Origin of the sequence: Thiomicrorhabdus heinhorstiae (genome assembly GCF_013391765.2) — a bacterium.
GTDB lineage: Bacteria > Pseudomonadota > Gammaproteobacteria > Thiomicrospirales > Thiomicrospiraceae > Thiomicrorhabdus > Thiomicrorhabdus heinhorstiae.
Genome location: NZ_JACBGI020000007.1, coordinates 29,366 through 42,805, shown reverse-complemented (window position 1 = coordinate 42,805; position 13,440 = coordinate 29,366). Strand labels below are relative to the sequence as shown.

Genomic DNA, 13,440 nt, shown 5'->3' with positions numbered 1-13,440 from the left:
TTATGAATGCAACCATCTGTTTTATCGGTGCCGGCAATATGGCAAAAAGCCTTATCGGCGGCCTGCTTTCCAGCGGCTATGCGACAAGCAAAATCATTGCAACCGATCCGACCGAAGCACAACGACAAGCCCTTACCCAGCACTTCGGCATCCATAGTTACGCAAACAATGCCGAAGCGGCGGTTCTCGCAGATATCATCGTCCTGGCAGTAAAACCGCAACTGCTGCGTGTCGTCTGTAATGAGTTGAAAGATGCCCTTACAGATAAAAAACGTTTAATTATTTCCGTCGCGGCCGGTATTCGTTCGGAAGACATCAATCACTGGCTTGGCGGAGCGCAGCCGATTGTGCGTACCATGCCGAACACGCCTGCCCTGATTCAAACGGGAGCCAGCGGGCTTTACGCCAATCCTGCCGTCAGCACGGATCAGAAAAGTCAGGCCGAGCATATTATGCGCGCGGCCGGACTGGCTGTATGGGTCGATGAAGAAGACCAGCTGGACACCGTCACCGCGCTTTCCGGCAGCGGGCCGGCTTATTACTTCCTGTTCATGGAAGCGATGGAAGAGTACGCGCAAACACTTGGACTGGATGCCAAAACCGCTCATCTGTTAACCATGCAGACAGCACTCGGTGCCGCGAAAATGGTGATGGAAAGCCATCAGGACTGCCAGACCTTGCGAGCCAATGTCACCTCGCCAAACGGCACCACCGAACGCGCCATCCAACATTTTGAAGCCGCTGGTTTAAAGCAAACCGTCGGTGGAGCCATGCAGGCAGCATACGACCGAGCCAAGCAACTGGCCGATGAACTCGGAGGAGACGCCTGATGGATACGATCTCACCGGTTGGACAGGGCGGCCTGTTCTTAATTCAATTCATTACCGGGTTGATTATTTTTGCACTGATGTTGCGTTTTTTGATGCGCGCCACCTATACCGATTGGCGTCATCCGATCGTTAAATTCATCGCCAAGGTGACGAATCCGATCTGCGCGCCTTTGAACAAAGTGGTTCCGATCCGCAGTCGCTGGGACTGGTCGGCCCTGATGACGGCAATTATCATTCAAAGTCTGTTTGTCGTCATTATCGGCTGGCTGACTCAGCGCGAATTCGGGGCTCTGTTTATCTTCCTGACCTCCATCAGCGAAATAATGAACCAATTGCTGGACATGATGTTCTGGCTCATCGTCATCCAGGCGGTGCTTAGCTGGATATCGCAAGGCTATAACCCGAACACCGTTATATTCGACCAGATGACTCAGCCGATTCTGGAACCGTTCCGTCGTCTGCTGCCGACAGTCAGTGGCTTGGATCTTTCCCCCATCTTGGCGATTGTGGCAATTAAACTGGTACAGATCATCGTTGTCGGCTCCATTGCTCACAGCGCTCAATCGATGATAGGTTAAAAAACAATAATGACAACAACAAATGAAGTGGCTAAACCACAAGTATTACAAGTCGAAGAACCTCTCGCCTTGATCAGCGGAGCGGAACTGCCGCGTTATGATCTGGTCTATGAAACCTACGGCGAATTGAACGCGGATGCCTCCAACGCAATTCTGATTTGTCATGCACTTAGCGGCGACCACCATGTCGCCGGTGTAGACGAAAACGGCAAGCCTGGCTGGTGGGATGGTTATATCGGCCCGGGAAAGCCGGTCGATACCAACCGTTTTTTTGTAGTCTGCTCCAATAATCTGGGCGGCTGCCGTGGCAGTTCAGGGCCCAACACCGTTAACCCTGTCAGCGGGCGCATCTACGGACCGGATTTCCCTATTGTCACCTGTAAAGACTGGGTCAACAGCCAAAACAAACTGCGCGAACACCTCGGCATCGATACCTGGGCGGCATTGATCGGCGGTTCCATGGGCGGAATGCAGGTATTGCAATGGGCGATCGATTTTCCGGATAAACTTCGTCACGCGTTGGTAATTGCCGCCGCACCTAAACTGTCGGCACAGAACATCGCCTTCAACGAAGTCGCCCGCCAAGCGATCATGTCCGATCCGGATTTCCATAAAGGCCGTTTTATCGAACGCGATACCACGCCGAAGCAAGGTCTGGCGCTGGCTCGCATGCTCGGACACCTGACCTATCTGTCGGATGACATGATGGGCAGCAAATTCGGCCGTGAACTGCGTGAAGGCAAACTGCAATACAACTACGGCGTCGAATTCCAGGTAGAAAGCTATCTGCGCTATCAGGGCGAAAAATTTGCCACCCGACAAAACTTCGACGCCAACACTTATCTACTCATGACCAAGGCACTCGACTATTTCGACCCTGCCGCCGATTACGAACACGATTTGAGCAAAGCTTTAGCCGCAGCGACTGCAAAATTTTTGGTGGTTTCTTTCACTTCCGACTGGCGCTTCTCTCCGGAAAGATCGCATGAAATCGTCAAGGCTCTGCTGGATAACGATACCGATGTCAGCTACGCCGAAGTCGAATCGCAACACGGCCACGATGCGTTCTTGTTGCCGAACGAGCATTACGAAGGCGTTTTCCGCTCTTATATGCAACGGGTCTGGAAGGATATTGAAGCTTTGGGAGGTGCCGCATGAACGTGATTTCACCTGAATTCAAGCTGATTTCCGATTGGATCACACCAAACAGCCGGGTCCTTGATCTGGGGTGCGGTGACGGCAAGCTATTAAAGCACTTGATCGACACTCACCAAGTCACCGGCTACGGGATGGAGATCGACCCGCAAAAGAATATTCAAGCGATTAAAAAAGGGATCAACGTGATCCAGAGCGACCTGAACCGCCACGATTTGTGTCACTATTTCGACGAAGATTCCTTCGATTTCGTGATTATGACGCAAGCCCTGCAGGTCGTCAGTCGTCCGGACGAGTTGCTCGACGAGCTGCTGAATGTCGGAAAACAGTGCATTATCACTTTCCCGAACTTCGCTCACTGGCGTAACCGCGCTCAGCTGATGTTTCTGGGCAAGATGCCGGAAACCGATACGCTGCCTTACCACTGGTACGACACGCCAAATATTCACATGTGCACCTTCAAGGATTTTGAAAACCTATGTGAACAAAAAGGCATCGAAGTGGTTGCCCGCACCGTGGTCAACAGCGACCATCGAAGTTCGTTCGGCATGAGCCTGTTACCGAACCTGCTTGGCGAAGTCGCACTCTATAAAATTCAGCGCAAAATTGCGGACAAAAGCGAATAACCATAACACGAGAAGTGACGATAAGGTCGACACTTCTCCTCCTTGTCACGAGTAAAATTCGATTTTCTTAAGAGAAATCAAAAGATCACATAAAAACCCTGCATTTTACTCAGTTACTCTTGAGCTTTTGAGTATTCTCTGATATATTTCAAATAAAAATTATTATCATTTGTACTATTACCTATGACCGAACAAACTCATTCCTTCTCTCTTTCCGAGTGTCGCAGCGGGCAAATCAGCCAGATCACTGCGCTGGAAGGTGACCTGAAACTCAAAATGCGCCTGGTGAACCTGGGATTTCATACCCATAGCATTGTTGAACTGATTCTGGCGCGCGGTCACAATTTGATTGTTTCGGTAGATGGCAGTCGTTTTGCAATTGATAAGAAAATTGCGGAACACATCCATGTTGAGCCCTTATCATGACGGTTATCAGACCCAGTAAAAAATATCCTAAAATAGCCGCTCACGCCCACCAAATCGCCCTCATCGGAAACCCTAACAGCGGAAAAAGCACCCTCTTCAACCGCTTGACTGGTTCTCAGCAGACAACAGGGAATTGGCCGGGAGTGACCGTTGAACAGAAGTCCGGCTATTTTGACCTGAACCAGGAAAGCTATCACTTGATTGACTTGCCGGGTGTCTACAGCCTTGAGCAGTCACCGCACAGCGGCCTGGACGAAAAGGTCGCCTGCCAATTTCTGCAATGCCAGCCAGCCGATGTCATTTTAAATATCGTCGATGCCACCAGTCTGGAACGCCAGCTGTTTTTAACCGCCCAGCTTCTGCACATGGGGCTGCCGGTCGTAGTGGTATTGAACCGTATGGATCTGCTGCTGGAACGCAATCTGCAGATCGATACCGATAAGCTTGCCGCCCAGCTCGGTTGTCCGGTTATTCCGATTTCGGCCTATTACAACAAAGGGATCGATCAGCTTAAGCAACAACTGCCCTCTCTGTTGAACCGCCGTTCCGATCTGCACTTCGATCTGCCGGAAACTCTGCATGAATCGGTCCACAAACTGCGTGACCTGCAAGGTAATCCAAAATCGGAGTCTTGTTGGAAGAGCCTGCAGATGCTGATTCATCCGGACGAAGCAGCTTTGGAACTTCGCAGCTTCTGTGCCAGCGAAAAACGCATGTTGGAAGAACACTATCAGGAAGACCTCGCTTTAATCGCGGCCGATCTCTATTTCCAATTTGCCCACGATGCGGCTCATGCCAGCCAGATTCACACCGATCAATTCACTCGCAATACCACCGACCTGATCGACAGGTGGACTTTGCATCCGATCTGGGGAATGCCGATTTTTCTTGGCATCATGTACCTGGTGTTTGCTCTATCCATCGTTGTCGGAAACGCGTTTATCGACTTTTTCGACCTTGGCGCACAGGCATTGTTCGTCGACGGACCGAGCGCGCTGCTGCAATCTCTTAACGCCCCCAGCTGGCTGATCGCTTTCCTGGCGGAAGGTATCGGCGGGGGGATTCAGGTCGTCGCGACCTTTATTCCGGTAATCGGCGCCCTGTTCCTCCTGCTTTCGATACTAGAAGATACCGGTTACATGCAGAGGGCCGCATTGATCATGGATAATCTGATGCGTCGACTCGGCCTCTCCGGACAGGCCTTTATTCCTTTAGTGGTCGGTTTCGGGTGTAATATCCCGGCGGTACTCGCCAGCAGAACCTTGCCGGATCACCGCGATCGAATCATGACGGTGATGATGACTCCGTTCATGTCCTGTAGTGCGCGCCTGACGGTATATGTGATGTTCGCCACTGCATTCTTCAGCGACAATGCCGCCCTGCTGGTGTTTTCACTCTATCTGACCGGTATTCTTGCCGCAGTACTGACCGCATTAATGTTAAAGAAAACCCTACTGCCGGGCGAAGCCCCGCCGCTGTTAATGGAACTGCCGATCTACCATAAACCGGCGGCGATCAATGTATTGCAACACACTCGCAATAAACTCAAAGGCTTTATTCTCGACGCCGGTAAAGTTATCGTACTGGTCGTGCTGGCACTGAATTTCTTTAACAGTCTGGGAACCGACGGCACCTTCGGTCATGAAAACCAACCGACTTCGTTATTGAGTACCGCAGCCAAAACCCTGACACCGGTTGTCGAACCTCTTGGAATCAGCGAAGAAAACTGGCCGGCAACCGTCGGTTTGATCACCGGCCTATTGGCGAAAGAAGTGGTGGTTGGTTCACTGGACGCACTGTACCAGAATGAATCCGATCAAGCGGTCGATCATCAAAGCTACGATTTCATCGGTGCCTTAAGTGAAGCCGTGATGACCATTCCCGAAAATATCAGTTCGATTTTCTCCGACCTGACCGATCCGCTGGGTCTGCAGTCACTGGAAAACGTGGAAGACAAAATTGCCGTGGCCGAAGAGCAAGGTTTCACACCTTCCACCTTGGATAAGATGGCCCACTATTTTGACGGCAGTATCGGCGCTTACGCTTACTTATTGCTGATTCTGCTCTACTTCCCTTGCGTGGCGACTTTCGGAGCCATCAAGCAGGAGCTGGGGTGGCGCTGGGCGCTATACAGCGGAAGCTGGAGCATGTTCCTCGGCTTTAGTGTGGCCATTGCCTTCTATCAGGCAGCGACCTTTAACCAGCATCCGCAAAGCTCCGCTACATGGATACTAGCGATTTTAGCGACTTTCTTGCTACAATTCTTAGTATTGAAACGGGTCGGAAAAAGGTACTCGGTACAAAAACGTTTTTAATAGAGTCCTGTTTTCAGGGCTTTATTTCTCTTGCCGCCCGATGTTTCAAGTCTTTTTAAAAGGGCGGTCCTATGATTCTTCTCGAACTGAAACGCTATATAAAAACCCACGACAGAGTCACCTTCTCGGACATCAAAAACCGCTTTGATCTAAGCGAAGATGCGGCTTATGCACTCTTGGCTCCACTAATCAAACAGGGACATATTCAAGAGATCGGCGCCGACGGCTGCAGCACAGGACTATGCTCGACCGGCTGTGTTCAAACCTCTTTAGGCTCAAGTTATCAGTGGATCGACAAGCCACTAAAAAATCTGTCCATTCCGGTACAAATTCTTTAGAATGGAACCAAGCCAACTGCTGTGATCCTCAATGAAAAAGTGGTTTCAAAAAAATAACAGTCGCCGTTTTCATCGTGTCGACATGCCGGTGCGTTATTTTATTCGTCCAAGTTCTCCTATTGAAAACCGACAGATATACGCTACCGGAACCGATTACTTTCCTCCTTCGATCGAATTCAAAGTCAATCGTCATACCCAGCTCGTCAAAATGATGCTCAACGAACTGCCGGAAAACTCTTTGATACAAACCTTACTGACGGAGATGTTTCAATCGGTTCTTTTTTTCGGTAAATGCCTGGACTCTATCAGCCACGGGATTCAACCCTTGCAAGATTTCGGAATGCGCGTCCATCTGCAGCAAATGACCGACGGCTTTCCACACTTGGATAATATCAAACCGCACTCTCCGAAAACCTACAGCTTCCTGAAACAATTCGAAGATAAATACCTGTATATCATTAAGCAGTTTCTCCACAACCTAAGCGAATCGAGCCAAAATTATTTTGCCGCTACCAAGCTCAAGCAGAGCGGCTTCGAAATTGATTCCAGCATGGATGATTTCCGCTCCCCCGAGCATGAACAGATTCCGCTTCGCCAGGCAATGCTGGGTATTTACGACCTGTTCGAAACCTATCTGGAAATCTACCAACATATCTGCAGCGATCACCTTGATACCCAAAACCCGGATAACTGGCCGCTACAGGTCGTCAATATCAGCGCAACCGGCATGGCTTTCCATAGTTCGAAAGGTTTCCCCCTACATGCGGCTGTCGACGTCTTTTTAGCCTTCGACCCACCAAACAAAGTGATTAAATTCAATGGCAAGGTCGTCTCCAACACCCCGCAAAAAAACGGCCATCCTGAACGTTTTGCCATCAATTTCGAATTTCCGGATAGCGAACCGCAAAAATATCTGCAGAATGAAATTCAGAAATTCGAGATCGAATCCTGCATGGATGTGGAACTATAGAGCCTGCGGTAAATTTCAGTTTCCGTTATCGAAGCCGATAAACTAACTAATCAATGAGTTAAATTTAAGAGAACTTACATGTTTGGCGATCAAGACAATATCGATTCCAGCTTTATGGACCGGCTACCGGTCTCTTACCGCAATCCGGCCTTGGAACTGATTAGCCAGACGGATCTCCGCAGTATGCTGCTGATGCGCAAACAAGGAGTTCCCATCGAACTGGAAAGCAAATATCAACTGTCTTCCCAGCAATGGCTACAGATTATCAACTCCGTCATTCTCACCAAGCTGAGCACTTTCGAAGTGAATACCGGCTTTCCGAATCGTTATATCAACAAGCTGGTGGAAATCGTCGGAGCCGTCTACGGCATGCCGAATAAAACCGCCCGCCAGCTGGAAGTATTATTTCGCGAAAATCACCCGCATTTTGCCGATTGGCTGGCCAACCTGCACCGCATACAAATGATCAATGCCCGCCAGAATGGCAGCTGACGATGGAACTTAATTGCGCACCGGTCGAAGATTCTGACACAGGCAGCCTTCGAAACGATACGCTTGGCCAAATCCTTTGACATAACCGCCTTCAAGCGGCTGCAAAGCAAACAGATGAAAATCTCCCAGACCGCTGAGCAGATCGATGATTTCACCAAAACGGTCTTTCATCAACCCCAAGGCTTTCTGCCCTTGTTTGGTACCGCGATTGACTTGAGCCACTCGTGCCTGAAAGCTCAATCTCTGACGCGCAAACGGCTGCTCGGTTTGCATTTCGTCTTCCAGTAAAAGACCGGAAACCACTTGTTGATCCTGACCGCAGAGCCATAACAGATTTTTGGTGTGCTGCGACAACTCGCTGACAAAGATATACAAGCTGCCGCCTTCATCCATTGCAAACGGCGTGGTACTGGTCTCGATCTTGCCGTTTTCATCCAGAGTACTTAATACCAGAGCCTGCCTGGTTTCGACAAATCCTTCACAAAATTCCTGAGCCGTCATCACTCTCTCCCGGGGCAATTTTATTCAATATCCAAAGCCTTAAACAACCAAGCTCGGATATCCATCAGTTCCTGGCCGCAGACCTGATGCCCCATTAAATAAGTATGCCATTCAATCTGATAGCCCCTGTTGCTTAAGGCAGTATAAGCGTGTTCGGCTAATGCCAGAGGCACCACACTGTCTTCGGTGCCATGCACCATAAAAATCGGCATTTCGAGATGCATATTAAATTGTTGTTCCATCGGACAATAGGTCGATAGAGCCATAATGCCGCCAAGCGATTGCTGATAGCCGAGACCGGCGTGCAGAGCGATCAAACCACCCTGAGAGAAACCAGCCAGAATAATTTTTTTAGGGTCGATGCCGGCTTTAATCTGCTGGTCAATCAGATCGTAAACTTGGTAGCTGGCGATACGGATTCCATCAGCATCAACATCATTCAAGAGATCGGGACTGCGAATATCGTACCAGGAGCGCATGCGCATCCCGCCGTTAATGGTCACCGGCTGTTCATCGGCATGCGGAAAAATAAAGCGGATATGATGCTCTGTCGGCAAATTCAATTGCGGCAAGACTCCGAGAAAGTCGTAACCGTCGGCTCCCAGCCCGTGCAGCCAGATTACCGCAGCCTGTGCTTCCAGTTCATTTCCGTCTTTATTTTTCGGCTCGACAACAATCGGCGGCGTTTTACTCATACTCTACACTCCTAAATACCCAGGCAGCACTATAAAATATCGCCGGGGTGAGACTCTCTGATAAAATAGCTCCATTTTAAAGGCAAGCGAGGCCGACGTCACGGCTGATGGTGTTTCACGTCACTGCCGAACGCCCGTCATAGGAGGAACGATGCATATTTCCTTAAGCGTATTATTAATCTGCTGCAGCCTGGCGCTGAGCGCCTGCGGGAAAAAAGGCTCTTTATATGTCGAAGAAGAGCCACAGCCGGCGACATCGCAGGAAGTACAACCCCCTCCGGCCGAACCGAATCAACAGTAACAGGATTTTTCTATGAGCACAGCTTTTGGCTACCAAAACAACCGACTTCACGCCGAAAACGTCAGTCTGAGTGAACTGGCAAAAACCTACGGCACCCCGCTTTATGTGTATTCACGCAGCGAGTTCGAACAGCGTTGGAAAGCCTTCGATGACGCTTTTGGCAGCCAGCCTCACCTTGTGTGTTACGCGGTTAAAACCAACTCCAATCTGGCGGTACTGAATGTCCTGGCGCGCATGGGGTCCGGTTTCGATATCGTTTCCCAAGGGGAATTGGAGCGTGTGCTGCGTGCCGGCGGCGATCCGGATAAGGTGGTTTTCTCCGGTGTTGCCAAGCAGTCCAGCGAAATTCGCCGTGCTCTGGAAGTCGGGATTCGCTGCTTCAATATCGAGTCGCATGCCGAACTGGATCGCATTCAGAAAGTGGCGCAAGAAATGGACAAGATCGCCAATATTTCCATTCGCGTCAATCCGGATGTCGATGCACAGACCCACCCGTATATATCCACCGGTTTGAAAGACAATAAATTCGGGGTCGATATTCTCAAGGCACCTGAGCTTTACGAAGACGCCTGCGCCTGTTCGCACGTCAATCCGATCGGTATCGACTGCCACATCGGTTCGCAATTGACGCAGATCACCCCTTTCGTGGATGCTCTGAAACGTGTATTGGCATTGAAAGACACCTTAGCCGAACTCGGTATCGACCTTCATCACGTGGATCTTGGCGGTGGTTTGGGCATACAGTACACAGATGAAACTCCGCCGGAAATCAGCGACTATATTCAAGCACTGGTCAAGGAACTGAACGATCCAAGCATCGAAATCATCGTCGAACCAGGCCGAGCAATTGCCGGTAACGCCGGTATCTTGCTGACCGAAGTCGAATATCTAAAGCCGACCGACCATAAAAACTTCGCGATTATCGACGCGGCCATGAACGATTTGATTCGCCCGGCACTATATCAGGCTTATCAGGAGATCATACCTGTAGAGCCGCGCGAAGACGGCCTGGATGCGGAATGGGATCTGGTCGGACCGGTATGCGAAACCGGTGACTTTCTGGGGAAAAACCGCCGTATGAATCTGAAGGCAGGTGATCTGCTGGCGGTACGTTCTGCCGGTGCTTACGGCTTTACCATGAGCTCCAACTACAATACCCGACCGCGTGCTGCAGAAGTCATGGTTCAAGGTGATCAAAGCTGGCTGATCCGACCGCGCGAAACCTACGAAGACCTGATGGGCAGCGAGCTTCTGATTAAAGACTGAAACGGGACGGAAATTTTTTCGACCTACCTGCCTAAGCGTCGGTTTGCCGCGGCAAACGCGACGTTAACCAGAGATGCAGGGTCGACAACTGCTTGGCTTGCGCCAGGCAGTTGTCCTCACCGCGAATGCGGATAATCTGCGGTTCAGCGCCACCGGTTTGCAGATGCGGCTCGATCCAGGCTCCCCAATAACCGTCCTCATCCCGCCAAGCCACCAGTATACGAGTTTCGCAATTCTCTTCAGGCCAATCGGTCCAAAAAGCGTGCTGTAAAAGCGTGCTCAGCGCCAGCATTTCTCCCTTGGAAGCAATGACCTTCGGCTCAGTGGACAGATGCAGTTCGCTGACACCTTCCGTCTGCTGATCCAACCAGAGCTCCATCCAGCGGCGATATAATTTTTCGACATCAATCAGATAACGGCTGGTACCGATTAAAGCGACTTCCTCTTTAGGTAACTGCATCTGTTCCGCTAAGCAGTAAGCATCTTCCAGCAACGCAATCATCGACTGACATTGCATGGGACGGCAAGGCAGCTGTGCCAAAGCGTGATGCAATCGGCAACCGATCATTTCCGGGAAGCGTGCCGCCAGCGCCAGCGCCATCGAATTGATGCGCGGCAGACTTTGCAAAGCATGCAAACGGCGTTCGTCCAGCAAACAGACATCGATCTGCTCGGCAATCTGCGGATTCACGAGACGCAAGCGCAGATTACGCAGAAATTTAACGGTTTCCTCTTTGCCCGGCCAGCCGACCTGCGCCGCCAGCTGACTGCGTTTGCCTGCCAACAGTGCCACTATATCCGCTTCCGACAAGCGGGAACTCACCAGACGCCAGGCCAGCATCGGTGCATGATCGAGCAGCTCGAGAATTTGCGGATATTTACCGGCGAAATGCAGCAGGCGCAATTGATGTGAAGGAAAGAGCAAACAGCTCTCCTGCACCCAGGACGGGATCTGTTTTCTCCAGGACGAAAGCTGCGACAAATTCGCCCAGGCCAAAACCTTGAAAAACGGCGGGTAATCGGGAATCGGCTGCGAATCCATTAACATCGCATCCCAGCCCGGCACGGCGACCACACCGATTTTCGGAAACAGTTTTCGTGCGTCGATCCACAGACACTGCTCGGCCTCGTCCCAAAAACAGTGACGAGCCAGCTGTTTTTGACGGAGGTCGATGGTGGCGGAGATCGCATTCGACATGGGCGTTTACCAGCTCGGACCGCTCTTAAAGAACAGCGTTTTAATATATTCGCTTTCCGGAATCGCCGGATGTACCGGATGATCCGCTGCCTGATGCCCTTGAGCAAACAGCTGCACACGGCGATCGACGTGACGGGCTGCCGACTGTACCGCTTGCAACAGCTGGTCGCGGCCGAGGTGATGCGAGCAGGAAGCCGAGACCATGATACCGTCTTTTTCCAGCAGTCTCAGCGCTAGTTCATTGACGCGTCGGTAAGCTTCAAATCCCTGTTTGAAATCCTTTTTGCGCTTAATAAACGCCGGCGGATCGACAATAATGACGTCAAATTTATGCGCTTCCAGTTTCAAGGCGTTCAGGACATCGAAAGCATTCCCCTGAATGGTGGTCAGAATCGAATCGACTCCGTTTAAACGTGCATTGGCTTCAACTCCGTCCAAAGCCGCTTCGGAAGCATCGACACAAGTCACTTCCGCCGCTCCGGCAGTTGCCGCGGCCAATCCCCAGCCACCGAGATAACTGAAGACATCCAATACGCGTTTTCCCTTCACCCACGACTGCAACATCGCGCGTGACTGGCGGTGGTCATAGAACCAGCCGGTTTTTTGTCCGCCTTCGACCGGAATCTGGAAACGGGTGCCGTTTTCTTCGATCGTCAGGGTTTCCGGCAAGCTGCCGTATACCACTTCTTCGTAACGCGGCAAGCCTTCCAACTCGCGACTAGGAGTATCGTTTTTAAAGACGATCGCTTGCGGATGATAAAGATTCTCCAGTAACTGAACGACATCTTCTTTGACCGCTTCCATACCGGCGGTGGTAATCTGCACCGAAAACACGTCGCCGAAACGGTCAATTACCAATCCCGGCAGGCCGTCACCTTCGCCGAATACCAGACGGTAATACGGCTGATCGAAAACCAGTTCTCTAAGAGCCTGCGCTTCCTGAACACGTTTCTTCAAAAATTTGAGATTAAAGTCCAATTTGACATCGCGGCTTAACAGGCGCGCGCAGATCAAAGTATTCGGATTCACATATCCGATACCGAGAGGCTTGCCGTTATCGGCTTCGATCTGCACGATCTGTCCCGGCTCGAACTGTTTCAACGGTGTCTGCTGGGTATCGACCTCATTGCTGTAGACCCATAAATGTCCCTGCTTCAAACGGCGCTCTTCATTTTTCTTTAATCGTAAACTGGCTCGCATTCTTTTCTCTCGTATGGCGGTAGCGGTTCTGTTGGAACCGCCGCCGTAAACAAAAAGAAGAGGCAAAACCTCTTCTTTACTTCAAATAACAGCACTGTGAAAAGTGCTGAGATACCGACTTTACATTAAGCGTCGATCATCTCTTGATAATCTTCGTCGCTCAACAGCTCTTCCAGTTCGGAAGTATCGTGCGGTGCAATTTTAAACAACCAACCGCCATCGTAAGGTTCGTCATTAATCAACTCCGGTTCGTCTTCCAGAGCTTCGTTGATTTCAACGATTTCACCGCTGAGCGGCGCATAGATATCCGATGCGGATTTCACTGATTCCAGAGACATCACATCGTCACCGGCAGACACATCCCGCCCCAATTCCGGAAAAGTCACACTCATCAATTCACCCAGTGATTCTTGTGCGAAATCGGTGATTCCAACGACGGCATTACCTTCTTCGTCGATATAGACCCATTCGTGGGTTTCGGCATATTTTAAATGTTGCGGCAATACGCTCATATTTCCTCTCTCCCTGTATACTTAATCCTGACTGCCT

At 50.6% G+C, this 13,440-nt stretch carries 16 protein-coding genes; 11 read left to right on the top strand and 5 right to left on the bottom strand.

Annotated elements, in window-relative coordinates; all coding sequences use genetic code 11:
- Positions 1–2: 2 nt before the first annotated feature.
- The 9 genes from proC (at position 3) to H8792_RS05515 (ending at position 7,730) form a co-directional block, all read left to right on the top strand.
- Positions 3–830 carry a pyrroline-5-carboxylate reductase gene (gene proC, locus H8792_RS05555; RefSeq protein ID WP_185977947.1) on the top strand — a complete coding sequence of 276 codons (828 nt, stop codon included), beginning with the start codon at positions 3–5 and terminating at the stop codon, positions 828–830.
- Entirely contained in the window at positions 830–1,408 is a 579-nt protein-coding gene (locus H8792_RS05550) for a YggT family protein (RefSeq protein WP_185977946.1), read from the top strand. Before proC ends, H8792_RS05550 begins: the two co-directional genes overlap by 1 nt.
- 9 nt (positions 1,409–1,417) lie before the next feature.
- Positions 1,418–2,566: a homoserine O-succinyltransferase MetX gene (gene metX, locus H8792_RS05545; protein ID WP_185977945.1), complete on the top strand. Its 1,149-nt coding sequence runs from the start codon at positions 1,418–1,420 to the stop codon at positions 2,564–2,566.
- Positions 2,563–3,189 (top strand): methionine biosynthesis protein MetW, encoded by a 627-nt coding sequence (gene metW, locus H8792_RS05540; RefSeq protein WP_185977944.1) that lies wholly within the window; start codon positions 2,563–2,565, stop codon positions 3,187–3,189. The genes metX and metW overlap by 4 nt, the downstream gene beginning before the upstream one ends.
- Positions 3,190–3,372: 183 nt before the next feature.
- On the top strand, positions 3,373–3,615 hold the full coding sequence (locus tag H8792_RS05535; protein WP_185977943.1) for a FeoA family protein: 243 nt from the start codon (positions 3,373–3,375) through the stop codon (positions 3,613–3,615).
- Positions 3,612–5,930: a Fe(2+) transporter permease subunit FeoB gene (feoB, locus tag H8792_RS05530; RefSeq protein WP_185977942.1), complete on the top strand. Its 2,319-nt coding sequence runs from the start codon at positions 3,612–3,614 to the stop codon at positions 5,928–5,930. Before H8792_RS05535 ends, feoB begins: the two co-directional genes overlap by 4 nt.
- Positions 5,931–6,001: 71 nt before the next feature.
- Positions 6,002–6,268, top strand: coding sequence for a FeoC-like transcriptional regulator (locus H8792_RS05525; RefSeq protein ID WP_185977941.1), 267 nt, complete (start codon positions 6,002–6,004; stop codon positions 6,266–6,268).
- A gap of 31 nt (positions 6,269–6,299) precedes the next feature.
- Complete coding sequence (locus tag H8792_RS05520; protein ID WP_185977940.1) at positions 6,300–7,238, top strand: PilZ domain-containing protein; 939 nt, start codon at positions 6,300–6,302, stop codon at positions 7,236–7,238.
- 78 nt (positions 7,239–7,316) lie between these two features.
- The gene (locus tag H8792_RS05515) at positions 7,317–7,730 is read left to right on the top strand and encodes a hypothetical protein (protein WP_185977939.1); all 414 of its coding nucleotides are present in this window, start codon (positions 7,317–7,319) and stop codon (positions 7,728–7,730) included.
- Positions 7,731–7,739: 9 nt separating this feature from the next.
- Here H8792_RS05515 and H8792_RS05510 read toward each other — a convergent pair whose 3' ends face one another.
- Both H8792_RS05510 and H8792_RS05505 read right to left on the bottom strand, forming a co-directional pair.
- Positions 7,740–8,231 (bottom strand): HugZ family pyridoxamine 5'-phosphate oxidase, encoded by a 492-nt coding sequence (locus tag H8792_RS05510; RefSeq protein ID WP_185977938.1) that lies wholly within the window; start codon positions 8,229–8,231, stop codon positions 7,740–7,742.
- Between the two features lie 20 nt (positions 8,232–8,251).
- On the bottom strand, positions 8,252–8,926 hold the full coding sequence (locus H8792_RS05505; protein WP_185977937.1) for an alpha/beta hydrolase: 675 nt from the start codon (positions 8,924–8,926) through the stop codon (positions 8,252–8,254).
- A 151-nt stretch (positions 8,927–9,077) separates the two neighbouring features.
- On the opposite strand from H8792_RS05505, the gene lptM reads away from it, so the two are divergent.
- Positions 9,078–9,227, top strand: a complete 150-nt coding sequence (gene lptM, locus H8792_RS05500) for an LPS translocon maturation chaperone LptM (protein WP_185977936.1) — start codon at positions 9,078–9,080, stop codon at positions 9,225–9,227.
- 12 nt (positions 9,228–9,239) lie between these two features.
- Positions 9,240–10,493: a diaminopimelate decarboxylase gene (gene lysA / locus H8792_RS05495; RefSeq protein ID WP_185977935.1), complete on the top strand. Its 1,254-nt coding sequence runs from the start codon at positions 9,240–9,242 to the stop codon at positions 10,491–10,493.
- 31 nt (positions 10,494–10,524) lie between these two features.
- On the opposite strand, the gene H8792_RS05490 is transcribed toward lysA, so the two are convergent.
- The 3 genes from H8792_RS05490 to gcvH all read right to left on the bottom strand — a co-directional run bounded on the left by H8792_RS05490 (position 10,525) and on the right by gcvH (position 13,403).
- The gene (locus tag H8792_RS05490) at positions 10,525–11,691 is read right to left on the bottom strand and encodes a hypothetical protein (protein ID WP_185977934.1); all 1,167 of its coding nucleotides are present in this window, start codon (positions 11,689–11,691) and stop codon (positions 10,525–10,527) included.
- Positions 11,692–11,697: 6 nt separating this feature from the next.
- Positions 11,698–12,891 carry a class I SAM-dependent rRNA methyltransferase gene (locus tag H8792_RS05485; protein ID WP_185977933.1) on the bottom strand — a complete coding sequence of 398 codons (1,194 nt, stop codon included), beginning with the start codon at positions 12,889–12,891 and terminating at the stop codon, positions 11,698–11,700.
- A gap of 125 nt (positions 12,892–13,016) precedes the next feature.
- On the bottom strand, positions 13,017–13,403 hold the full coding sequence (gene gcvH / locus H8792_RS05480) for a glycine cleavage system protein GcvH (protein WP_185977932.1): 387 nt from the start codon (positions 13,401–13,403) through the stop codon (positions 13,017–13,019).
- Positions 13,404–13,440 lie beyond the last annotated feature (37 nt).